Source organism: Bacillus sp. z26 (genome assembly GCF_058313635.1).
Genome location: NZ_JBZFQM010000001.1, coordinates 364,384 through 388,280, shown reverse-complemented (window position 1 = coordinate 388,280; position 23,897 = coordinate 364,384). Strand labels below are relative to the sequence as shown.

Annotated in this window: 27 protein-coding genes; 20 read left to right on the top strand and 7 right to left on the bottom strand. The window is 37.9% G+C overall.

The window, feature by feature from the left end:
- Positions 1-165: 165 nt before the first annotated feature.
- From AC4G3K_RS01855 to AC4G3K_RS01835, 5 genes are all read left to right on the top strand, one after another.
- On the top strand, positions 166-519 hold the full coding sequence (locus AC4G3K_RS01855; protein WP_491132262.1) for a YrdB family protein: 354 nt from the start codon (positions 166-168) through the stop codon (positions 517-519).
- Positions 520-763: 244 nt separating this feature from the next.
- Positions 764-2,023 carry a Y-family DNA polymerase gene (locus tag AC4G3K_RS01850; RefSeq protein WP_491075583.1) on the top strand — a complete coding sequence of 420 codons (1,260 nt, stop codon included), beginning with the start codon at positions 764-766 and terminating at the stop codon, positions 2,021-2,023.
- 28 nt (positions 2,024-2,051) lie between these two features.
- Entirely contained in the window at positions 2,052-2,390 is a 339-nt protein-coding gene (locus AC4G3K_RS01845; RefSeq protein ID WP_491075582.1) for a YolD-like family protein, read from the top strand.
- 245 nt (positions 2,391-2,635) lie between these two features.
- Positions 2,636-2,848 (top strand): hypothetical protein, encoded by a 213-nt coding sequence (locus AC4G3K_RS01840; RefSeq protein WP_491075581.1) that lies wholly within the window; start codon positions 2,636-2,638, stop codon positions 2,846-2,848.
- 126 nt (positions 2,849-2,974) lie between these two features.
- On the top strand, positions 2,975-3,292 hold the full coding sequence (locus AC4G3K_RS01835; protein WP_491132261.1) for an iron-sulfur cluster biosynthesis family protein: 318 nt from the start codon (positions 2,975-2,977) through the stop codon (positions 3,290-3,292).
- 82 nt (positions 3,293-3,374) lie between these two features.
- On the opposite strand, the gene AC4G3K_RS01830 is transcribed toward AC4G3K_RS01835, so the two are convergent.
- Positions 3,375-5,024, bottom strand: coding sequence for a DUF2339 domain-containing protein (locus tag AC4G3K_RS01830; protein WP_491132260.1), 1,650 nt, complete (start codon positions 5,022-5,024; stop codon positions 3,375-3,377).
- Positions 5,025-5,312: 288 nt separating this feature from the next.
- Here AC4G3K_RS01830 and AC4G3K_RS01825 point away from each other — a divergent pair, with 288 nt between their 5' ends.
- Positions 5,313-5,582 (top strand): YesK family protein, encoded by a 270-nt coding sequence (locus tag AC4G3K_RS01825; RefSeq protein WP_491132259.1) that lies wholly within the window; start codon positions 5,313-5,315, stop codon positions 5,580-5,582.
- Between the two features lie 226 nt (positions 5,583-5,808).
- Here AC4G3K_RS01825 and AC4G3K_RS01820 read toward each other — a convergent pair whose 3' ends face one another.
- Positions 5,809-5,910, bottom strand: coding sequence for a DUF2199 domain-containing protein (locus AC4G3K_RS01820; protein WP_491132258.1), 102 nt, complete (start codon positions 5,908-5,910; stop codon positions 5,809-5,811).
- A gap of 187 nt (positions 5,911-6,097) precedes the next feature.
- Here AC4G3K_RS01820 and AC4G3K_RS01815 point away from each other — a divergent pair, with 187 nt between their 5' ends.
- The gene (locus AC4G3K_RS01815; RefSeq protein ID WP_491132257.1) at positions 6,098-6,892 is read left to right on the top strand and encodes a hypothetical protein; all 795 of its coding nucleotides are present in this window, start codon (positions 6,098-6,100) and stop codon (positions 6,890-6,892) included.
- Positions 6,893-7,486: 594 nt separating this feature from the next.
- On the opposite strand, the gene AC4G3K_RS01810 is transcribed toward AC4G3K_RS01815, so the two are convergent.
- Complete coding sequence (locus AC4G3K_RS01810) at positions 7,487-8,410, bottom strand: alpha/beta hydrolase (protein ID WP_491132256.1); 924 nt, start codon at positions 8,408-8,410, stop codon at positions 7,487-7,489.
- Positions 8,411-8,541: 131 nt separating this feature from the next.
- The gene (locus AC4G3K_RS01805; protein WP_491132255.1) at positions 8,542-9,180 is read right to left on the bottom strand and encodes a class I SAM-dependent DNA methyltransferase; all 639 of its coding nucleotides are present in this window, start codon (positions 9,178-9,180) and stop codon (positions 8,542-8,544) included.
- Between the two features lie 184 nt (positions 9,181-9,364).
- Between AC4G3K_RS01805 and AC4G3K_RS01800 the strand changes: the two genes are divergently transcribed.
- The 3 genes from AC4G3K_RS01800 to AC4G3K_RS01790 all read left to right on the top strand — a co-directional run bounded on the left by AC4G3K_RS01800 (position 9,365) and on the right by AC4G3K_RS01790 (position 13,216).
- Positions 9,365-9,607 (top strand): YqkE family protein, encoded by a 243-nt coding sequence (locus AC4G3K_RS01800; protein WP_491075574.1) that lies wholly within the window; start codon positions 9,365-9,367, stop codon positions 9,605-9,607.
- 225 nt (positions 9,608-9,832) lie between these two features.
- A complete protein-coding gene (locus AC4G3K_RS01795) occupies positions 9,833-11,560 on the top strand; it encodes a methyl-accepting chemotaxis protein (protein ID WP_491132254.1) in 1,728 nt (575 codons plus the stop codon).
- Positions 11,561-11,716: 156 nt separating this feature from the next.
- Positions 11,717-13,216, top strand: a complete 1,500-nt coding sequence (locus AC4G3K_RS01790; RefSeq protein WP_491132253.1) for an aminotransferase class V-fold PLP-dependent enzyme — start codon at positions 11,717-11,719, stop codon at positions 13,214-13,216.
- Between the two features lie 72 nt (positions 13,217-13,288).
- On the opposite strand, the gene AC4G3K_RS01785 is transcribed toward AC4G3K_RS01790, so the two are convergent.
- Both AC4G3K_RS01785 and mciZ read right to left on the bottom strand, forming a co-directional pair.
- The gene (locus AC4G3K_RS01785; protein ID WP_491132252.1) at positions 13,289-14,206 is read right to left on the bottom strand and encodes an aldo/keto reductase; all 918 of its coding nucleotides are present in this window, start codon (positions 14,204-14,206) and stop codon (positions 13,289-13,291) included.
- A 65-nt stretch (positions 14,207-14,271) separates the two neighbouring features.
- On the bottom strand, positions 14,272-14,406 hold the full coding sequence (gene mciZ, locus AC4G3K_RS01780; RefSeq protein WP_491132251.1) for a Z-ring formation inhibitor MciZ: 135 nt from the start codon (positions 14,404-14,406) through the stop codon (positions 14,272-14,274).
- A gap of 80 nt (positions 14,407-14,486) precedes the next feature.
- Here mciZ and AC4G3K_RS01775 point away from each other — a divergent pair, with 80 nt between their 5' ends.
- A complete protein-coding gene (locus AC4G3K_RS01775) occupies positions 14,487-15,038 on the top strand; it encodes an NUDIX domain-containing protein (RefSeq protein ID WP_491132250.1) in 552 nt (183 codons plus the stop codon).
- Positions 15,038-16,213 (top strand): endonuclease Q family protein, encoded by a 1,176-nt coding sequence (locus AC4G3K_RS01770; protein WP_491132249.1) that lies wholly within the window; start codon positions 15,038-15,040, stop codon positions 16,211-16,213. Before AC4G3K_RS01775 ends, AC4G3K_RS01770 begins: the two co-directional genes overlap by 1 nt.
- Positions 16,214-16,257: 44 nt before the next feature.
- Here the strand turns inward: AC4G3K_RS01770 and AC4G3K_RS01765 are convergent, their stop codons facing one another.
- Positions 16,258-16,827 carry a GNAT family N-acetyltransferase gene (locus AC4G3K_RS01765; protein ID WP_491132248.1) on the bottom strand — a complete coding sequence of 190 codons (570 nt, stop codon included), beginning with the start codon at positions 16,825-16,827 and terminating at the stop codon, positions 16,258-16,260.
- Between the two features lie 138 nt (positions 16,828-16,965).
- On the opposite strand from AC4G3K_RS01765, the gene spoIIM reads away from it, so the two are divergent.
- From spoIIM to spoIIAA, 8 genes are all read left to right on the top strand, one after another.
- A complete protein-coding gene (gene spoIIM, locus AC4G3K_RS01760; protein ID WP_491132247.1) occupies positions 16,966-17,607 on the top strand; it encodes a stage II sporulation protein M in 642 nt (213 codons plus the stop codon).
- 180 nt (positions 17,608-17,787) lie between these two features.
- A complete protein-coding gene (gene fur / locus AC4G3K_RS01755; protein WP_491075565.1) occupies positions 17,788-18,273 on the top strand; it encodes a ferric iron uptake transcriptional regulator in 486 nt (161 codons plus the stop codon).
- Positions 18,274-18,386: 113 nt separating this feature from the next.
- Entirely contained in the window at positions 18,387-18,617 is a 231-nt protein-coding gene (locus AC4G3K_RS01750; protein WP_491075564.1) for a YqzK family protein, read from the top strand.
- A 6-nt stretch (positions 18,618-18,623) separates the two neighbouring features.
- The gene (xerD, locus tag AC4G3K_RS01745) at positions 18,624-19,517 is read left to right on the top strand and encodes a site-specific tyrosine recombinase XerD (RefSeq protein WP_491075563.1); all 894 of its coding nucleotides are present in this window, start codon (positions 18,624-18,626) and stop codon (positions 19,515-19,517) included.
- Positions 19,518-19,820: 303 nt separating this feature from the next.
- On the top strand, positions 19,821-20,996 hold the full coding sequence (deoB, locus tag AC4G3K_RS01740) for a phosphopentomutase (protein WP_491132246.1): 1,176 nt from the start codon (positions 19,821-19,823) through the stop codon (positions 20,994-20,996).
- 14 nt (positions 20,997-21,010) lie between these two features.
- Positions 21,011-21,835 carry a purine-nucleoside phosphorylase gene (locus AC4G3K_RS01735; protein WP_491075561.1) on the top strand — a complete coding sequence of 275 codons (825 nt, stop codon included), beginning with the start codon at positions 21,011-21,013 and terminating at the stop codon, positions 21,833-21,835.
- 411 nt (positions 21,836-22,246) lie between these two features.
- Positions 22,247-23,425, top strand: a complete 1,179-nt coding sequence (locus tag AC4G3K_RS01730; RefSeq protein WP_491132245.1) for a D-alanyl-D-alanine carboxypeptidase family protein — start codon at positions 22,247-22,249, stop codon at positions 23,423-23,425.
- Between the two features lie 121 nt (positions 23,426-23,546).
- Entirely contained in the window at positions 23,547-23,897 is a 351-nt protein-coding gene (spoIIAA, locus tag AC4G3K_RS01725; RefSeq protein WP_491132244.1) for an anti-sigma F factor antagonist, read from the top strand.

The window sequence follows — 23,897 nt, the reverse complement described above, 5'->3', positions numbered from 1 at the left end:
CAATTTTTTATCCCCGATGCTTAAAATAATGGCCTATTCCAAGTTTGTTGATTTTTGAAGGAAGGGGAGAAGGTGGGGTTGTACCTTATCATATTTACGAATCAGTAAAATTGGAATATTCTATACATAAGTGAATGTACAAAAAGGGAGTGGGAAGAAAATTAGATGATCTTATCCATTAATCTGGCTATTCGTTTTTTAATTGAACTGGCTATTCTTATATCTGTCGGTTATTGGGGATTCACAATTGACGAACATTGGCTAATGAAAGGTCTCGCCGGCATTGGAACTCCATTTTTGCTTGCTGTTTTGTGGGGATTATTTGTTGCTCCTAAAGCGAATTTTTCAATTTCTTCCCCGGGGAAAATAGGGATAGAAGTAGTTATCTTTTTGTTCGGTGTAGGGGCTGTATATTCCCGCTTTGGTAAAATAGCTGCTGCTGTATTTGCTATCATGATGCTGCTCAATTCTTTCTATGTTCATTTCAATGCTAATTCTTCACAAAAGAATCATCTATAGCAATCTAAAACAGTTTACCGAGAAAAGATCCTGATGGGATTCGAACGGAAAGCTGTTTTTTTCTTTTTTCGGTTGATGTGTGTAGTTTTCTCTTAATTCATTTGCAGAATCTAAGTATTTGCACTCTTACGCAGCTCTATACATAAATTGTAAATAATTTTCCGTTGAACACGAACGTATATTCGCGTATCATTAAGGATATAATAAACACGAACATACATTCTTATTTGGGGAAGGTTTTAATATGATTGATTACAGTACTTTGCCGCACCATTATGTCATGTGTGTGGATATGAAAAGTTTTTTTGCCAGTTGTTCAGCAGTGATGATGGGGTTGGATCCACTTGAATGTTATTTGGCTGTGGTCAGTGACACGGAACGGAGCGGCAGTGTCGTGCTGGCTTCATCGCCCAAAATGAAGAAAGAGTTTGGCATTAAGACGGGGTCGAGGTTATTTGAGATTCCGGATGATCCGCGCATTATAAAGGTTAATCCCAAAATGGCTACGTATTTGCGTATCTCTACTGAAATCAGCCGTTTATTTAATCGGTATGTACCTAAAAGTGCCATTCATACGTACAGTGTCGATGAAAGCTTCTTAAAAGTGGACGGTACCACCCGCCTATGGGGTGATATTGTTGAAATAGCTGAAAAAATTAAGGATGAAATCGATCGGGAGTTTCAGCTCCCCTGCGCGATTGGTATTGGCCCGAATATGCTGCTTGCCAAGCTGTGTCTTGATTTGGAAGCCAAGAAAAAGGGAATCGCCCAGTGGACCTATGAGGATGTACCTGAAAAATTATGGCCTTTATCCCCTTTGAGCGAAATGTGGGGAATTGGCAAGCCATTGGAAAAAAAGTTGAACGGAATGGGGATTTTTTCGATTGGTCAATTGGCGCGCTATGACTTGGCGGCACTTGAAAAAAAGTTTGGTGTGATGGGCAACCAATTGTATCATCATGCCTGGGGTGTTGATTTATCTGATATTGGAGCGCCCATTATGGAAGGGCAAATCAGCTTTGGAAAAGGGCAGGTTTTACTTCGGGATTATAAAAAGCCTGAGGAAATAAAACACGTCATTTTGGAAATGTGTGAGGAAGTAGCCAGAAGAACACGTGCAAGCAGGATGGCTGGACGAACGGTCAGTTTAGGGATTTATTACAGTCAGGATGAATTTGGAGGAGGATTTCATCGTTCTATTACAAGAGAAACACCGACCAATATTACGATGGATATTTATGAAATGTGCTTAACATTGTTTGAACGATTTTACACTGGTAAGACTGTCAGAAAGATTTCTATTACACTTTCGAATGTTATTCCGGACCAGGAGATGCAAATCAGTCTATTTGATCAGGATGGCTGGCGCAGGCGAGAACTTGGCTTTGTGATGGATCGAATGCGCAAAAAATATGGATCCAATGCGATTTTGCGCGCCGTATCGTATACAGAGGCGGGCACGGCTAAGCATCGAAGTACATTGGTTGGAGGACATAGAGCATAACAGTCAAGTGAATGGAGGGTGCCTGGAAATGATTCGAGATCGCGGGAAAATAAAATGGACATCCATGATGCTGCCGGAGCATGTGACGATGCTCAGGGAATGGGCGCATGAGGATAGCTATGAAACAAGAAATGAGCTGGACGAACAGCAAATGGAAGCAATCAATGGGGTTATTATGGAGGCTATGGAATATGGGAAGCCTGTTAGGGTTCGGTATTACCGTACAGCCAGTCGCCGGTATCAGACAGTGGAGGGTCATATTCATTATTGCAATGAACAAGCTCGAAAGCTCCATATTATTGATGAGAATGGAGCTGTTTGCTTTGTTTTTTATCAGGAGCTTATGGATGTACAACTAAAAAATTGATGGTCAAGCAATTCCTTGTCAGCTTATTCATATGTTGATTATGATTATATTTAAATTAGTCCAAAACAAATTATATTACCCCATTTAGGAAGAATGAAAACAAATATTAGACAAATTACCATAAAAAGTTTAGTATATGTATAGACAGAGACATAGAAAAAGAAAAAAAGCAGATAATGAGTTTTAGCATTGCTTGCCGTTCTGATAACTTGCCATGGATATCAAAACAAAAGGGGTAAAAGAAAATGGAAAAAGAAAAATACAGCACAATTTATCAAGCACCTTATGGAATGGTTATAGGTGAGCTAAAAAAAGAGATGACTAAAGAAGACGCTGTAGCGTTAGGGCAAAAATATTGTGCTGAGAATGGCTTTAATTATAAAGGTACGTATTGTGGCGATGAAGCGGTAGCGGCCTTACAAAATTTAATACAAAAACATACAAAAGCAGTTCATTAAGCTGAACTTTGAGGCAGTATTCCCTGAATACTGCCTTTCTTTATTCGGATGTACCTTGTTAGGTTTACCATTTGTACAAAATCGGGAACTTAGGGGATATATAGAAAGAAAGCATGGTGAGCAATAATGGATATTAAATGGACAGACGTAGCTTTAGAAAAGGTAAAAGACAAACTGCCAAATAAAGAAGGCGTTTTTTGTTTAAAGTATGAAACAGAAGGCTGCGGCTGCGTAGTGAGCGGTGTAACCAATTTATACTTTGTTACAGAGACGGATTCACAAGAAGTAAAATGGGAAACCAATGCCTATCCGGTATATTTAAATAAATATCATGAAATCTTTTTAGATGAAAAGCTCATTATTGATTTTTCAAGCAGTACAAATAGCTTTCAGCTGAAAAGTCCCAATCAGTATTTAAACCCAATGATGAACGTGATTATTTAATAGGCTCGATAAGGAGCATAAAAGGTTCGGTCAGAAATTTTGACTGAACCTTTTTTTAAACGAAAGCAAAGGGAAATCCCACTCATTTTTTTGTATAAAACACCTTAGAAATAAGCAGTCCAATTATGCCAAGTAGGATGAATAATATTGCTTTCCAAACTACATCTATACCTGATAGGTCGTAGAAAGTAACTTTTAATAGCGTAATAAACAGAAATAGTAAGCCGATGTTTTTCCAAACTTTTTCTTTAAAGTAACTAAATAATCCGTATGTTACTCCAACGATAATGATCCAAGATAATGACAAACTGATATTCATAATCATTAAAGAGGAACCATCTGTGAAATAGTATGCCATTTTGCTTATAAAGACGATCAGCAATACTTCTATTATATAGGGTAAGGTGGATTTTATTATATTTCTGTTGATGATTTTTGTCATTGCTTCTTTTATGTAGAGAACAAAGAAGAAGCTGATTATGATTATCCATACGACAACAGTTTCTAGTGATAGCATAGATCCCGGCTTGTCGAATAATTGTACTAATACGGATAATAGCAGTAATGTGCTACCTATTGTCCCTAAAATACTCTTCCTTATTTGAGCAAAATAGTAAACTAGTATGGCTTGCATGGTAAAGAGGATTAATTTTGATGATGGATCAATCACTATATCGTTTAACAGTATAAATATGTAGAACATCGAAATAACAAAGAAAATGTTTTTTAGTTCAGTGTGATTTTTATTTTTCAAGTAACTAAGCAAAGAATATACGATGGCCATTATTGAATAGAATGTGTATTGGTAGCTTGTTGTATGATCAAACACATCAACGCCGATTAAGAGCATGAATAATGAGCCTATCGTAATAGCTGGAATATACATATTTTTAACAAATATGTTGTTTGTTCTAAATGTTAAATAAATAATAAAGAAATGCTGAATAGCGATCGTTAGGAACGTTAAGATTGAAATTTCCCCACTGCCTACTATTCCAAAAAATAATACAGTGAACATAAATGCATAGTTTGCCACATTCCAAGTGATTTTAAATTGTCCTCTAAGAGATTCTAGTATTAATCCTATAAATACGGCAGTTTCGTATGCATAAAATACATATTCATTCCCTTTGTCTCCTGCAAATAGGAAGGGGTAAAAATAAGCACCTACTCCAATAATGGTAAGCAAGGATTGAGATTTGTATTTTCTTGATAGATAAACTCCTATATATATTCCGAGCGCTAATAAACATACAGTCACATAGAATGGGATAATGTGGTACAAAACATTACCGGAGAAGACAGATACAAGATAAACAATTATGCTTCCGCCCAACAAAACTATACCTAACGTATTCTTTGCCTTTTTATATTGCTTTTCTCCGATGATATATAAGAATCCAGCTAATAAGAAACCAACTATTACACGAACCACGGGATTGATCCATCCGTTTTCAGATGCTGCCATAAAAGCCCAAATAACACCTAAAATAAAAACGAATATAAATATTCTAGGTAACCAAGTTGAAATCATCGCTTCAAAGCTGATTAATTCTTTTTCTGGTTTTATTTCAGGTTTTTTGTAATTTCTTTTTATCTCAGCCTTTTCACTTTTGTTTTCCACATTAAGATTAACTTCATTATGTATGGTCCTTAACTCTTTTTTTAACTCCACTAACTCTTCTTCCATATATCTTATTCGTTTGGATAAATCATAAATTTTATCGTCCAACTGTTCCATCTCTTCTCTGTTTAATCATTTATACACCTCAAAATTCTGATTTTTCAATATTCCTTCTTCCTTATTATACCAATATTCTTACCGTAAACATATGCTAAAAGATGGCGGGTATTATCATTCAATCTTAATGTTATTTACGTTTCGCATCCTAATGTACTTATTTTAATCTTCTCTTTTTCACTATATAGGTCTAACAGTATGGAAAAAGTACCTTTAAATATTCAGATTATTGTGTTATTATTAATCACCTTTAAAATGGAATTTTATAGGAGGTTTGGTATGTTAGTCTTTGTCCCTGTTGGTTTAGGTGTAATTATTAGCATTATCCTTATTGTTATAACTTATTTTCTTAAGAAATATCAAAGCACATATACAAAATTTCCACCTTTTTTATCCTTACTAGCTTCTGTTGTGATTTTTATCATTAGCTTTCAAGTAAGAGGTTTTGAAGGTGCTGCATATGGAATACTTGCAATTACTCTTCTATTTTTCACACCATTTATCTTTGCTATGTCTTCTATAGGCAAAAAAAAGGATGTATTCTTGTAAACAATGATTAACAATTTTATTAATAAATTGTTAGACGTTGAGGGTAAATGTATTTAAACAAACAGGGCGTTAATCCATGGATTAGTGCCTTTTTGTGTTGAATTTCTAATGGAAGTAGGGGCAGGTTAGCTCTAAAGGAACTACAATAAAAAATGTATATAAAAACCAATAAAGGGTTTAATCCGAGGAGATTTTTTAATACTCACTGCGGTGGAACGATGAAAGATCAAGTCCAAATAAACAGTCCACCTCCGTCTTTCACAGGATTTTCTATACATCCACGTATAAAGAGATGTTCCTCGTCCACTATGCACAAATCGTCATTCATCTTTTTATAATGGGCTTATAATTGGATTGGTAAAGATCAACGAAGTATCAAACAGTGCTATATAAAAGAACTCATAAGATAGGATATAAAAGGAGATTCTAAATAATAGAATTGCTTTTTCGATATGGACAAATTTTCAGTGCGGGTATGTACCAAAATGGTAATTATATTTGAGGAGATGTGATAAATGTTTGGTATTTTACTTTTGATTTTGGGCTTGGCGGCGTATCTATATTTTAAGCGTCAAAAAGAAAGCCCGGTAAATCGAAATCAACAAACGACGCGTGAGGCTGAACCAATAAACCAAGAAACTATACAGACCGTTATGCCGCTAAAAAATGAGACTGCACAGGATGCTGAAATCTTAAAACAAGAGCAATCTCTCGTTGAACTTATTGAATCTGTTGAACAATCAAGTCCGATTGAAAAGCTGGAAAAAGAAACCGTTACCGTTACATTTTCAGATGGAACAACTAAGGAATATAACCGTAACTTAACACTTAATGACGCCCATATTTGCTTGTTATCAGACGGCGGGAAAACGTATCATACACACGTTAATTGTTTTAAAAACTGGCCTGCTGAATACCAAGAAAATTTTAAAGGATGGAAAGCAATAACAACAGATGAAGCAGAAAAAATGGGCTATAGAAAATGCAACTATTGTAATAAAGCTGATAGAACAGAATGGGACTATTACAAGGACAGTAAACCCCTTAAAACTTTCACTGTCACTCATAGGGATGAATTTGCTATTGCAGAGATTTATAACGTAGGTAATGAAGTAAATACGGGCTATGATTTTGAAAAGGACAAAGACACGTTAGAAATAGACTATGAAGAAATTTGTTATATGCCAAAGAGCGCACGAGATTTCTTTGATGAGAATTACGGCGATTATAAGATGTTTGTGTTAGATGTGTATGAAAATGACAATGGAAAAGTGAAGCTTAAGATTGGAATATTTGAGGAATTAGAATAATTGATGATAAAGCATTAAACCGCCTATTGTTTAGGCGGTTTTTATTATATGTAAGGCGAGATTATCCTTAACGGGTTCTGTTGTGTAAGTACAAAAATGAACCTATTTGTAACGTAAGATACGAATTACACTTTGAAATAGAATGTGACCAAACTTTTTTATTCTCAACATTAGAGGACATGAGATCATTTGTTGACCATTTCGGAAACACAAAAGGAATAAAAAAGTAAGTTCTTATCTTACTAACTAGGGCATTGCTCTAATATTAAGAGTTGTGTCGTCTAGGGGAAGGTTAACAAAAGAAATAATTATTATAAGATATATATAAGGTCAAGTGAAAGATAAAAAGAAACTTTCAAAGTATGCGGCAAATTATTTATCGGCCTTGGCATTATATCGTTTTTTTCCTTTGGTTCAGGAAAGTTTTTTTCTACTAAGTATTTGCATTATATATTTTATGGCTTTTAATTGGTATTGTTGTTACCAATGTCAAAATAAAAATAGAACATATCCTTTGTCAACCTTATTTAGTTGAATAACGAGTTAAATGAAAAATTAATCCTTACGAAAACAACCATTAAAAAAGTGCCCCCATTAGAAGAAAGGGGGCACATGTGCTTTGAGAAAAGAATCGATTACTTTTTCATAAGCTTCGGGATTGGTATTGTAGGACTGAGCATGCTGGCCTTTTTCGGCAAGATACAGTTGTTTCGGTCCTTTTTTGGCTTGATATAATTCCTCGCTCATAGATGGAGGGATATAAACATCCTCTAGACTGTGGATAAACAGGACTGGACTTTCTATATTCTCCACTGCTTTTAAGGGAGAAACTTCTTTGAATGAATAACCATCTCTCCGTTTAAGCCACCAATCACCAAAGGGGAGGACCATCCATTTTGGAAGATGAAAATCTTCTTTTAGTCGGTAAGCAATTTGTTCCGAGAATTCGGAGAATGGGCAATCCGCTATATAAAAATCAGCTCCATCCTCAACGGTGCCGGCATAAAGCAGAAGCGTGACCGCACCCATCGATTCACCGTGGATACCAAGCAAAATATCATGACCCTTTTGAGCCTTTAATTCATTTACGATAGCGGCAAGATCATCTTTTTCATAATACCCATAGCTGCTTGTTTTTCCTTCCGAATCACCATGGCGGCGATGGTCATAAATAACGGTGTTAAATCCTTTTTTGGCAAATAAATTGACATAGCGAATGGAATTCCACTTATTTTCAGTGATTCCGTGCGCAATGATCATCCATTTTTTTGATTCTTTATGTGGTTCTGTAAATATGGCATGAATTCGGTATCCGTGTTTGGACTGAATCCATTTCTCCTCCTGAGGCAGTTTTTGAAAGGAAGCAATGTCAAAACGGCCTGCCTCGATTTCACGTTTCCGAACAAGCTCGACATCTTTTCGTTTCATATACATCAGCATGTTAGAGAAGAATACGCCAATTCCAATTATGTATGCAGTCATGACACCGAAGATAAAATACCATCTTTTCTTTTTCAAATGAGACCCTCCAAAAACACATTATCATCTTTTAGTTTACCATTCTGAAAAGAAAACAAACAAAGAAATTATAGGCAGATTCACAAACGAAAAAACCCTATATTGCTATAGGGATAGATACTATTGTTTAATTATTGTTTAACAGCATGTATCAGCCAGACAAATGTATTAAGCTGTTCAAAGGTTACGTGAAATTGATGCTTTTCCAGTATTGATTTCATGTAAGGAATTGTGGTGTAATATTCGGTTTGTAAATCCTCTGCTAAGCGATCAAACTTGTTGTTCACCGCTTGATCAATGACGGTTTGTTTATCCTCGTTTGTTAAAAAAATTGTATCCGCAAATACGATCTTTCCACCTGATTGAAGGATGGTGGAGTACAGGGCAAAAGCTTTCTCCTTTTCCTCATCGGTTAGATGGTGGAATGCATATGTGCTAACGAATGTGTCCACACCATCTTTTTCTACCGGAAAGTGAAAGAAATCACCATCTACAATAGATAAGGACCCCAACTTTCTCTGTGCCTTTTTCCTCATTTCAGTAGAAGGCTCGATTCCAAGAACTTGGTTACCTTTTTCGAGTATGCGTGCGGTCAAATTACCTGTTCCTACTCCGAATTCGATTACAGACCCTTCCGCATGGGAAGCAACTGTATCAAGAATATGATCATAATTCAAAAAAACATCGGCATATTGATCGTCAGAACCGGATACCGTTTCATCATAATTAGCTGCCCATTCATCAAATAGCTGGTCAAACTCTCTGCCCATCATATCCCTCCTCTATATTCGCATTAATCTTATCATATTAATATGAATAATATGATTGCAAAGTTACATATTTTACCTAATTTTAATGAAAGTTAACAAAGTTTAACAGTGAATAATAAGTCAAACATTCCTGACTTCCTCTGGCTGAACGATTATAATAAAAAGAAAAAAGGAGCTATAATCCATGATGAAACATAAACCATCCAAGAAAAAAGATGACAGCTCAATTAGCTTGGGAGATCTGCTTAATCAAGATATTTTGAGCCAGTTGCAGAACAAAAAAGGTGAATTAAAGGAAGAAGAACAGCGTCGAATACAGCAAATGGAAAAACAAAAGCGCGAGGAACGAAAACGCCGCGAGAAAAATAAGAGCTTTGAAGAGCTTCTAAATGAAAGTAACCTGAATTGGAAACAATTTAAAGATTGAAAGTCTGAATGAGAACCACCTGAAAAAAATGGCGGTTCTTTTTTATTTTCAAGGAAACTTCTGTATACAATTGGTTAGCTTTATGGAGGGTAATCAGTCGCGAACCGGCGAAGGGGCATTCCTTGATTTTACTCCTGTCATTTTATGTACGAAAAATTTCATAAGTTTCCTCCATGATTCAACTTTAGAAAAATTTGATATAGCCGATATACATAATGGTAAGATATGTTAGTTGTTCGTAGGGGGATTAGAGAGATGAATATCAGGAAAAAAATCGTATCAACCTTTATCAGTGTTACTGTTTTAAGTTTAATCGTTGCCGCTTTTCTTGCTTATAATATGTATTCAAATGAAAGACGCGTTCAGAATATAAACAAAGTTTCATTAGAAATCGTTTTACTTACAGATCAAATGAAAGTTAATGTTGTTCAGGTGCAGCAGGTATTTAAAGGAATCAGTGCTACTAGAGGGGCGGATACCATCGATACCTATTCATTGGCCGAAACGTATGCAAAAGAATTTAATGGTCATGCGGAGGAATTAAAAGAAATGGGTGTAACTCCTAAGCAATTGGATACCCTAAAGGATTCCTTTGCTGACTTTTATCAATCCGGACAGTTCATGGCTGAGAATTTTATTGATAAAGGGGCAGAGGCTGGGAATGAAGCCAAAGGAGATTTTACTCAATTTGAACACGCTATGGAAAAGCAAATAGGTGACCTGCAGAAACAGGCTGTTGACGAAATCCATGAAGAGATGGATCAAGTAACAGAACAGACAAAGACGGCATTATGGACGGCGTTAACGGTGTTTATTATAAACTTAACGATTGGCTATACACTGGTGTATAGAGTGACACGCCCGGTTACTCGGGGTATTGAAAATTTATCAAAACAAGTTATGTGGATTACTAAAGGCGATTTGACAGTACCTATTGTATCTGAAACAAAGGATGAAGTGGGAACGCTTGCTTCAGGAATGGAGAAGATGCGAACAGAGCTAGTGCATTTAATCGATGCCATAAAAGAATCCTCTAAGAAAATTCATACCAATACCGTTAAAATGGCGGAGGGGACCCGGCAAACAGGCATAGCTGCCAATCAGATTGCCACCACTGTTTCGTACATCGCTAATGGGATTGATACTCAATCATATAAAACAAACCATATCTTTGAGACTATGGTAAATATCACGAAACAGGTGGAAACAGGAACCTACTTTACAAAAGAAACATTGGGCAATGCCGAAGAATCAGCTGTGATAGCAAAGGATGGGCAAGTAATGATTCTAGAAGGCATTGAGGTATTGGTAGCACTTGGTGATGATATTGCTCACGCAAATGACCAAGTTAAGCATTTAGGTGAACGAGCTAACGAAATCGAAAACATCATTCGATTTATAACCGATATTTCGGCACAAACGAATCTGTTAGCTCTTAATGCCGCCATTGAAGCTGCAAGAGCAGGAGAGCAGGGGAAAGGCTTTGCTGTGGTGGCAGAGGAAGTTCGTAAGCTGGCTGAACAGACAAATAAAGCCACTAAAGAGATCAGGCAGTTAATTAATAAAATTCAACAAGACACCTTTGATACCATGAACGTTATGGATAACAATTTAAATCAGTTCCGTACTCAAGTCGATACAGTGATCAAAGGCAGCAGTACACTCACCATCATAAATGATAAGGTTGGGGATACAAAGAATCACTTAGAGAAGTTAACAGCATCTTTTCAAATGATTAATGAAGATGTTAAGAGAGTCGAAGGAATGATTGAAGAGACCTCTACAACCATTCAGGAATCGGCAGCCTCTGCAGAAGAAGTTTCTGCATCCGCTGAGGAACAGAATTGCATGGTAAAAGAGACCGTAGTCTATGCGAATGGATTAGCTGAAATTACAAATGAGCTGGTTGCTCTGACAGGGAAATTTAAGACGGAGAAATCACTCGAAAATTAATAGGAGGCCTCATCACTAAAATAAGGTGATGGGGCTTTTTATATAGGTTACTGAAAAACGTTAGATGATGAAAGATTATTTCCTCCTATACTACTAACCATTAGGCCGTTGATTCATATACTGTTACTGACTTATGCAGATAGAAGGTGAACCGGATTGCTGACGGCAAAGATTGGAGATCATCGCTGGGAATGGTTTGGAGAGTTGGAGCGATATTTCAACCATTTTCGTACACACATTATTGGAATTGACAAAACCTTTTTAACCCCCTATGGAGAAAAGCCGATCATCTATGCGGATTGGACAGCGAGTGGAAGGCTGTATAAACCGATTGAGGATAAAATCACCACAGAATTCGGTCCATTTATGGCCAATACGCATACAGAATCCAACCAAACAGGTTCATTCATGACGAATGCCTATCTTCATGCAAAAAGAATCATAAAAAAGCATGTAAACGCTGGTCCGGATGATGTTATTCTCCTTGATGGCTTTGGGATGACTTCAGTCATTAACAAATTCCAACGGATACTTGGCTTGCGCATTTCAGAAAAATGGGAATCCAGAATCGGTCTAAGACCAGAGGATAGGCCGGTGGTCTTTATCACACATCGCGAACATCATTCCAACCATACCTCTTGGCTAGAGACGATTTCAGATGTGGTTATACTGGAACCTGATGCGGATGGAGATATCTGTCCAGAACAATTGGATAAACAGTTAAAAATGTATTCAAACAGACCCATGAAAATTGGCGCATTTACGGCATGCTCCAATGTAACGGGACTAATTACCCCTTATTATGAGCTGGCAAGTGTGATGCATAAACATGGGGGCATCTGCATGGTTGACTTTGCTGCATGTGCTCCATATGTAAGGATGGATATGCATCCCGAAAATCCTGACAAACAGCTGGATGTTATTTATTTTTCGCCGCATAAATTTCTGGGGGGACCAGGTACGAGTGGCATTCTTATTTTTAATAAACATCTTTATCACAATCATATCCCTGATCATCCGGGAGGAGGTACCGTCAAATGGACGAATCCCTGGGGGGAACATCTTTATTATGAGGAGATTGAGAAGCGGGAAGATGGAGGAACTCCCGGTATATTACAAGGTATTCGAACAGCCTTATGCATCAGGCTCAAGGAGGAAATGGGGGCAGAAAAAATGTTGGCAAGAGAGAAAGAATTGCTGTCCATTATTCTTCCGGGATTGTTATCTATACCTAAAGTGAATGTGCTTGAACCTGAGAAAGAAGAGAGGCTCGGCATTATTTCGTTTATGGTCCCGGGAGTTCATTATAATTTGATTGTCAAATTATTAAATGATCGTTTTGGAATACAGGTACGAGGCGGGTGTTCCTGTGCCGGTACGTATGGACATTACTTATTAAATATCTCCAAAGAGAGCTCTCACCAGATCATAGATTTGGTTAATCAAGGAGATTTAGCAGCCAAACCCGGATGGATCCGTTTTTCCATTCATCCAACGATGACGAATGCGGAAGCCTATCAATTTATTACGGCGATGAAATGGATTGTTGAAAATCTGGAAGAGTGGCAACAAGAATACGTGTATGATTCTAAAACGAATGATTATTTTTATTGTGACTATCACCGGGAAGATTTCGACTGGTTATTTTATGTATAGGGTGAACCTAAATCATTCCTGTAAAATAGGAGTCTGGCTATTCAGATAGAAAATAGCCAGACTCCTGTTTATTTAACGATGATTCTCATATTTATTTGCCTTAGTCAATGAACGTAATAATTCCAGTTCCTGGTTTGTTAGCGGACTGCTGTTTACAGCTTTTATATTTTCAAGTAATTGTTCGGCACTGCTTGCCCCCGGAATAACAGCGGCAACCGCCGGGGAAGCGAGTATATATTGGAAGGCCAGTTCATTCATGGAGCGATCCTTTACTTTTTCTTTAATCGATGGAAGTAAATTCTCAAGATCCACATACGTGTAGTCCAAATAGCCATTTTCACGAATCGTATCGGAAGCCTTGTTCAACATTTCCTCAGATAAAAGGCCTTTTGCGACAGGACCTCTGGCGATTAAGCTGATTTGATTTTCCTGGAGGAGTGGCATCCATTCTTCCGGTCTTCGGTCGAGCAGGCTATATTGCATCATGACAGAAATAATGCCGGAGCGGTTTGCAAATTCCTTAATGACATTGGGACGGATGGATGAAATGCCGTACTCCCGTATATAGCCTTCCTTTTTCAATTCTTCGAAAGCAAATATGGTTTCATCAATCGGGTCATCCAGTGTACCGCCATGAAGCTGATATAAATCGATATAATCAGTCTGCAGGCGTTTCAGACTGTCCTTTACCGCTTGTTTAATGTGATTTGGAGAAGGGTCCCAGGACCATGATGTTTGCTCGCTGTTCCATCTGTTTCCTGCTTTTGTAGCGATGATCAATTGATCTCGATAGGGTTTAAGAACGTTTCCAACGATTTCTTCATTAAGGCCAAAATCATACAAATCAGCTGTATCAAAATAATTGATTCCATGCTCGATGGCTGTCTCCAATATAGTCCGGGCGTTTTGTTCATCTTTACCGAGAGACATGCACCCGAGCCCCATCTCTGTGACATAAAGATCTGATTGTCCAATTTGTCTCTTTTTCACAAGAAAAGCTCCTTCCGCTAGTTACAGTTTATTTAACTTTATTGTAATGGAAGGAAATGAATCCGTCATTTAATTTGGCGGACTGCCTGCAGCCAGTCCTTTACATAAATATATTGATTCCCATATTCCTTTAATTTCGCCCTGACTTCCCAAGCCTTTCCGCTTAATATGATTTGATTGTCACTGATCCATACTTTCATAAGTCACCCCTTTGGACATGCTATATGGTAAAATGTATGAACAGAAGAATGCTTTTTAGAACAAAAGGAGAGATAGAAAGATGTACAAATACGAAGAAAAAACGATTAAATCAGAACCTATTTTTAAAGGAAGAATTCTGGATGTACGTGTAGACGAAGTACTTCTGCCAAATGGAAAGACTTCGACAAGAGAATTAATTAAACATCCAGGAGCTGTAGCAGTTATTGCTGTAACGAATGAAAATAAGCTGGTGCTTGTTGAGCAATACCGCAAACCGATGGAAAAAGCGTTAGTGGAAATTCCGGCTGGTAAACTGGATGCTGGTGAAGATCCAAGAGATTGTGTCGTTCGTGAAATGGAAGAGGAAACAGGGTATGCCTGTGAATCCATCGAACATATCATATCTCTTTATACATCTCCTGGGTTTGCGGATGAGATTGTACATATTTATCTGGCTAAGGGTCTTTCTAAGAAAGAAAATGCGCGAGGCCTGGATGAGGACGAATTTGTGGATCTGATGGAAGTGACGTTGGATGAGGCTTTGCAACTGATTAAAGAAGAAAGAATTCAGGATGCCAAAACAGCCTACGCGGTTCAATATTTACAGCTCCAAGAGGCTTTATCTAAATAATGAAAACGTATTATGGGGATTTTCATATTCATGTAGGGAGAACAAAATCCGGTAAACCTGTCAAAATCACAGGAGCTAAGAGCCTGACGATCTCCAACATTCTTGAATATGCAGCAACAAGAAAAGGGTTGGATATGGTGGGGGTCATTGACTGCCATGTTCCTGAGGTGATTGAGGAATTAGAGGACTTAATTACAAATGGGGATATGATAGAACTTGATGGAGGCGGCCTTCAACATAGAGAAGGCACTGTTTTGATACCAGGCAGTGAAATTGAAATCAATGATGAAAATTGTCATGGGCCTATTCATGTGCTTGCTTATTTCCCCACTCTCGAAAAAATGAAGCTGTTTTCTGAATGGATTGGGATAAGAGTGACCAATCATACACTCAGCTCACAGCGCATCTATGAACAGGCTACTGTTCTGCAAGAAAAAGTGAAGGAATTAAGTGGATTGTTTATCCCAGCTCACATTTTTACTCCCCATAAAAGCTTATATGGAAGAGGAGTCTTAAAAAGCTTAAGTGAAGTTTTGAATCCCGAGTGGATTGATGCTGTTGAACTGGGGCTGAGTGCAGATACCAGTATGGCCTCAAAGTTAAGTGAATTGAATCGCTATCCCTTTTTAACCAATAGCGATGCACATTCCTTACCGAAGCTGGCGCGTGAATATCAAAAACTTTCCCTTCTGGAACCTACCTTTATTGAATGGCATAAAGCTCTTCAAAAAAAAGATGGGCGCGCCATTCTGGCTAACTACGGACTGAATCCGTATCTTGGTAAATATCATGAAACGGTTTGTGAGAATTGCAGTGAAACGCTTGCTGTTTATTCGGAGCGCTGTCCCTACTGTGGCTCTACTCATGTTACCCGGGGAGTAGCTGAGCGAATAGATGACCTTTCAGATGTATTGCTGGAAGATATTTTACAAGCTAGGCCTCCTTATATCCACCATATCCCGCTTGAGTTTATTCCCGGCCTCGGTCCGAAAACGTTAGAAAAGCTCGTGGCAGGATTTGGTTCTGAAATGGCCGTGATTCATGAAGCGAGTTTGGATGACCTAAAGAAGGTGGTTCCCGAGAAAATAGCCTTACTCATTTATCAGGCACGATCCGGCACCCTTTCTTTACAAAAAGGCGGAGGCGGTACTTATGGTAAGATCATGATGGATTAATTTAGAAAACGGCTGTGAATGCACAATTCACAGCCGTTTTCTATTTAGATATCATTTCTGGTTTTAGCGTAAATACATGTATTACGAAGAAAGGTACCTGTAGAATCATAGTTGTCGTGCCTTAATGTCCCCTCCAGTGTATAGCCTAATCCTTCCGGAATGCGTCTGGAGTTTATATTTTTTGGATCACAGCGGATTTCCACCCGGTTAGCCAATAATTCATTGAATGTGAATGTTGTTAATACTTGAACTGCCTCCGTCATATACCCTTTTTTGGTATAGCGAGTATCCATCCAATATCCAATCTCAAACTTTCTTGTTTCCCAATTCATTCTATGTAAACCCGTTGAACCTAGGAAGACATCATCTTTTTTTCTCATCACATAAAGCCGGATATCTTCTCTTAAAATAAACTTTGCCTGTGCTCTTCGTAAATTTTCCTCAGTCTCCTCAATAGTTTGATCATGCTGCGCCCAAGGCATCCAAAGTTTAAGCTCTTCTTTTGAAGCCAGTATGGCCTCATAGACCATTGGCCCGTCTCCCGCCTTGCATGTACGGAGATAAATTCGTTCCCCATCTATTCTTTCGGGGATGTTCAGTAAGATTGGATTCATTCCCAATATCCTCCTGTTGTGTAAATTACAGAGATTATATCACACTATTTGGACTAGTAAGAATTTTATTTTTACTAGAATACAATCTCTAGTAAATACATAGAATCTAGTAATTGAACTGGAGAGGAGTAAAGTCTTGTGAAAAAATCCTATAATAATAAAGCTTTGCTTTTTCATATTAAAAATCATTTATCCATTTTCATTTTTATTATGGTGCTATTTCTTATGGGGATTATTTTTGGAGCGATTATTGTTAATAGTCTGTCCTTAACGCAAAAGGAAGATTTGTTTTATTATCTATCTCAATTCTTTGGCGAGTTAAAGCAGGGGAAGGTCAGTGCTAGCAGTGAAATGTTCGTTTATAGCTTTAAAGAAAATGCAAAGTTCATTATTTTAATGTGGATTTTGGGAATTTCGATTATTGGATTGCCGTTGATTTTAATTCTTCTTTTTATAAAAGGAATTGTAATTGGCTTTACTGTCGGTTTCCTAGTCAGTCAAACGGGGTGGCAGGGGTTTATGCTTGCTTGCGTTTCTGTTTTGCCTCAAAATATTATTCTTGTCCCTGTAACGATTTTTATGGCTTCGTGCGCAGTCATTATTTCCATTAAAATGATTAAACGTCAATTTCTTAAATCAAGCCGTGAAAAGTTAAGACCTTATTTCATGCAATATTCTATGTTGCTCGGAATGGCTTTATTATCCTTTATTGTTGCTGCCTTAGTTGAGACCTTTTTATCACCGGGGCTGATGAGAGCGGTTATTGACCATATGGGTTGAGAGTGATTATCAAATAATAATAACTATAGATAGTTGTTTATAATTATTATATTTTACATGGCCATTTTTTTTGCTATACTATAAATGGAGATGGAAGGCCGGACGGATAATCCCTTTTTTGCCTTCTCCCCATAATGTAGTGTGATATCTGGATAGATTTAGCGGCGAGGAGGAAAAGGGTTGGAATCTAGAATCGATCGAATTAAAAAGCAATTGCATTCTTCAAGTTACAAGCTGACGCCGCAGCGAGAAGCCACGGTTAGAGTACTGCTCGAGAACGAAGAAGACCATTTAAGTGCAGAAGATGTTTATTTGCTTGTTAAAGAAAAAGCACCGGAAATTGGCTTAGCAACAGTATACAGAACACTTGAATTGCTTACTGAACTTAAAATTGTAGATAAAATAAATTTTGGTGATGGAGTTTCCCGTTATGATTTGCGACAAGAGGGAGCGGCACATTTTCATCATCATTTAGTCTGTATAGAATGTGGAGCAGTAGATGAAATCCTCGAGGATTTATTAGGAGACGTAGAACCGATAGTTGAACAGAAATTCAGATTCAAAATTAAGGATCATCGTCTTACATTCCATGGAATATGTCATCGCTGCCAAGATAAAAAAGAAGAGCCAGAGACAGCGGGTTCTGGAAATAATCATGCAAAATAAGCCTTTCCTTGATGGAAAGGTTTTATCTTTTGCTTCTAAAACTAAAGATGATATGTATAAAACATGTCCAATCAGGCATAAATTGATAAAAAAGCCTGGAGGATTAGAAAAACATGAGAAAGCTGATTAGATTATTTTGGCAAACAGGCAAAGTATTTATTATGTTTGTTGGCTTTACGATATTGTTTTATTTTGCTATTGTTTGGTTTAATGAGGAATATGAAAATCTTCATCGCTATGACGAGCCTAAAGGATCGGCAGTAAAGGTTTTTCAATCCATCAATGATGAAGGGGAGCCTGGATGGAGAGAAAGACTCTTTCTATTTTATTTAGATGGGGAGTAAATGAAAATGAAAGATTCATTGCAGGATTTTATCCATTACTTAACAATTGAAAAAGGGTTGGCTAAAAACACCCTTCTATCGTATAAACGAGATTTGGATTCCTATTATAAATTTTTAAAAAACCAACAACAAATAGAGGATTGGAAAGAAATTTCCCGTGTCCATATTGTCCAGTTCCTGTCTAAATTAAAGGATGAGGGCAAATCATCAAAAACGCTGGCACGTCATACCGCTTCTATTCGATCCTTTCATCAATTTTTATTAAGGGAACGCATTTCTGAGTCAGATCCATCTGTTCTCATTGAAAGCCCACAAACTCAAAAATCATTGCCAAAAGTATTGAGCCAGGAAGAAACGGAAGCCTTGCTGAATGCACCTGATCCAACTGACACTTTCGGAATACGGGATAAGGCTATTTTAGAGTTGCTCTATGCCACTGGCATGCGGGTTAGTGAATTAATAGAATTAAATATTGATAATGTACATATTGAGATGGGATTTGTCCGTTGCATTGGGAAAGGGAATAAGGAACGAATCATACCGGTAGGAAAAATGGCTCTTGATTCGATCACCACATACCTGACATCGGGAAGACCTAAATTAGTCAACCAAAAGAATAGATCAGATGCTTTATTTTTAAATCATCACGGCGGACGCCTCAGTAGACAAGGGTTATGGAAGATAATAAAGAAACTATCCTTGAAAGCCGATATTCAAAAGTCCTTAACACCTCATACTCTTCGTCACTCATTTGCTACTCATTTACTGATGAATGGAGCAGATTTACGGGCTGTCCAAGAAATGCTCGGGCATGCTGATATATCGACTACTCAAATTTATACACATGTTACGAATGTCAGATTAAAGGATGTATACGGTAAATTTCATCCCCGCGCTTAAACGGGTGATTTGCGACCTGAATAAGGTGATTATGGCGGCTTCCTGTAGGAGAAGCTGTCTTTGTGATGAAGATCAGTCGGTGCTGATATAATCAGGAAGATCACTTGGATTTTTGAATATTAGGTGAATAACGAAAAATAAAACTATTAAATCTTGGTAAACTTAAATTGGCAACGTTTCCCGAGTGATGTAAAATAAAGAAGTCAGACCTCTGACGCCTGTAAATGATAGCTCTGGAATAAAGAACGATTATAGGCGTTTAGAAAGGGTAACCTACATATAAAAGAAGTTGGAGGTTTCAGTATGAGATTTAAACGAGTATTTTTAACTGTAATGGATTCTGTTGGTATTGGTGAAGCGCCAGATGCAGAGAAATTTGGCGATAAGGGTTCAGATACACTTGGACATATAGCCGAAAGAATGAACGGATTGGACATGCCGGTCATGGGTAAATTAGGCTTGTCTAATATTAGAGAAATTGAAGGGATTCAAAAGGCCGATAAGCCAATGGCTTACTATACAAAAATGCAAGAAGCTTCCAATGGAAAAGATACAATGACAGGCCACTGGGAGATCATGGGTCTGCGTATTGATACACCATTCCGTGTATTCCCTGAAGGTTTCCCACCTGAATTAATTCAGGAGCTGGAAGAAAAGAGCGGCAGAAAAATTATTGGGAATAAACCGGCAAGCGGTACAGAAATCCTCGTGGAATTGGGAGAAGAACATGTGAAAACGGGAGCATTAATCGTTTATACATCAGCTGATTCCGTTCTGCAAATCGCAGCTCATGAAGATGTAGTTCCTCTTGAAGAACTATATCGTATTTGTGAAATTGCCAGAGAAATGACTCTTCGTGAAGAATATATGGTAGGAAGAATTATTGCGCGTCCATTTGTTGGCGAGCCAGGTGATTTCAAACGTACGCCAAATCGCCACGATTATGCATTAAAACCATTTGGCCGCACGGTTATGAATGAATTGAAGGATAGCAATCTTGATGTAATTTCAATCGGAAAAATTGCTGATATTTACGATGGTGAAGGAGTAACAAAAGCACTTCGTACAACAAGCAATATGGACGGTATGGATAAGCAAGTTCAAACATTGGATATGGACTTTACGGGTTTAAGTTTCCTTAACCTAGTAGATTTTGATGCTTTATTTGGTCACAGACGTGATCCAATTGGATACGGTAAAGCATTGGAAGAGTATGATGGAAGATTGCAGGAAGTACTTGATAAAATGAAGGAAGATGATCTTCTTATCATTACAGCCGACCATGGTAATGACCCTGTTCATCCTGGAACAGACCATACAAGAGAATATGTTCCTTTACTCGTTTACTCCAAACAATTTACAGAAGGTAAAGAACTGCCAATTCGCACAACGTTTGCTGACATTGGTGCAACAATAGCGGATAACTTCGGTGTGAAAATGCCTGAACATGGAGTAAGTTTCTTAAAGGAACTTAACTAAAAGGAGAGAACAGAATGTTTGAAAAAGTAAATGAAGCAGCAAAGCATATTTTAGAGGTATCCGGACAAAAGCCGGAACTGGGTTTAATTCTTGGTTCAGGACTTGGTGTATTAGCAGAAGAAATTGAAAATGCGACTGTGATCCCATACAGTGAAATTCCTCATTTCCCAGTATCTACAGTGGAAGGCCACGCTGGCCAACTTGTTGTTGGAACGCTGGGCGGCAAAACAGTGGCGGCAATGCAAGGGCGTTTCCATTACTATGAAGGATATTCCATGCAGGAAGTTACGTTCCCAGTACGTGTAATGAAGGCAATGGGAATGACACATATCCTTGTGACTAATGCTGCCGGCGGAGTCAATGAAAGCTTCACGCCTGGTGATTTAATGATTATCACTGATCATATTAATTATATGGGTGCACACCCGCTAATCGGACCAAATTACAAGGAATTTGGGCCAAGATTCCCGGATATGTCAAGTGCCTATACACGAGAACTTGTGCAGTTAGCAGAACAAGTGGCTTCCGAGCAAAATATTGCTATTCAAAAAGGTGTTTATGTTGGGTTTACAGGCCCTACTTATGAAACACCCGCAGAAGTCAGAATGGCTCGTATTTTAGGTGGGGATGCGGTTGGAATGTCTACAGTACCTGAAGTAATCGTGGCTGCTCACGGTGGTATGAAAGTGCTTGGCATCTCATGCATTACGAACATGGCTGCCGGAATCCTGGATCAGCCGTTGGCACACGATGAAGTCATTGAAACAACTGAAAAAGTAAAATCAACATTCTTGGCGTTGGTGAAAGCAATCGTTTCTGAAATGAAAATTGAAGCGTAAATAAATCATTTTTTATGATAGGGTTGCCGGGTGAGTCTTTTATAGACTTATCCGGCAATCCTTTTTTTGTGCCGTCTTTATTACAGACTATCGGGTTATCCTCCCTATCTGGTTTTTGTGAGAAGTCACGTTAAATAATGAAAAAATCATCGTTTAAAAGGGTTGCTATCATGGTGGCCTATTGCAATGGGCTTAATAAAAGCGGCCGGTATCTTCGCATATCACTTAAGAATAATACATAAAGAACTACACTGGTGGAGACCTGGTTGTCTTCATCTTTTCGCTATTTTAGATTCTTTTAAATTACTCTTAATGGTGAATGTTCGAGTGGATAGACATTTTAATTTACTTTTTGTATAAAAGTGTTCTTGTTGGTAAAACTGGAATTTATCATGAGTAGGAGGTCTGTCCATGAAACGGTATGTTTCAGCTTTATTAGTAATAGTGTTTACTTTAAGTATGTCCATTCCAACATTTGCAGCCGAAAAAATAAAAAAGGCAGAATTAGATTTAGCACCTAAAACGAAGTCAGCAATACTGATAGAAAAGGATACGGGTTCTGTTATATATGATAAAAATAAAGATGAGCGATTATCTCCGGCCAGTATGACGAAAGTCATGACTATGCTGTTAATCATGGAGGCTCTGGATCAAAAGCGAATAAGCATGAAAGATCAAGTTCGGACAAGCGAGTATGCTGCCTCAATGGGTGGTTCGCAAATATTCCTTGAACCGGGTGAGGAAATGACAGTTGAACAAATGTTAAGGGGAATTGCTATTGGTTCTGGGAATGATGCATCCGTTGCCATGGCTGAAAAGATTGCCGGGAGCGAAGAGGAATTCGTTAAGCGAATGAATGCAAAAGTGAATGACTTAGGCTTAAAGAACACTAAATTTCAAAACTGCACGGGGCTGCCGACAACAGACCATTACAGTTCAGCATTTGATATGGCGATGATAGCGAAAGAATTATTAAAGCATGAAGAAATTACGAATTTTACAAGTTTATATGAATCTTATTTACGTGAAGATACAGATAAAAAATTCTGGCTTGTGAATACAAACAAACTGGTGAAATTTTACCCTGGTGTGGATGGATTAAAAACAGGTTTTACACATCAAGCTAAATACTGCTTAACAGCAACGGCTAAAAAGGATAATTTGCGTGTCGTCGCGGTTGTATTTGGAGCAGAGAATCCAAAAGAGCGGAATTCTCAAGTGACTAAGATGCTTGATTACGCTTTTGCCAATTATCAATCAAGACCGGTTTATAAGAAGAATCAGCCGCTGGCTCTTTTGAAAATTGAAAAAGGCCAAATGAAAAAGGTGAGCCTGGTCACAGACGAAACTGTCTCTCTTTTAAATAAAAAAGGGGAAGAGAAGGTTAATATCCGTCCAAACATTGTTTTGAAAAAAGATGTACAGGCGCCGATTAAGAAAGGTCAGCAGCTTGGAACCTTAAAAATGATACAAGATGACAAAGTGATTTCAGAAACCTCCCTCATTGCATCACAAGATGTTAAACGGGCAAGTTGGTTAGACTTATATAAACGGTCATTCGGCATGTTTACCCATACCGGAGATGAATAACCATGCATTTGCGAAAATAAACGAATTGAACGAGAATAGCACTAGTTTTGTCTTTAAGAAGGAATTGAAGTGGGCAAAAGCGAATTCACCACTATAAGACTTTGAAGGGGGCAATGACAAAGTGAGTTTAAAGATTGATATGAGGACAATTGAGGATATATTATGTATCCGCCTGCAGGGAGAACTCGATCATCATACGGCAGAGAATCTTAAGAATAAAGCATCTCAATTAATTGAAACAGGTGGCATCCGCCATATCATTTTAAATTTGGGTGAGTTAAGTTTCATGGATAGTTCAGGACTGGGCGTGATACTGGGAAGATACAAGCAAATTCAGCAATTCGAAGGGGAAATGATTGTTTGTGCGATTTCACCGTCTGTCCAGAGGTTATTTGAGATGTCCGGAATGTTTAAAATACTTCGTCAAGAACCTTCAGAGGAAGCGGCTATACATGGATTGGGGGTAGCATGA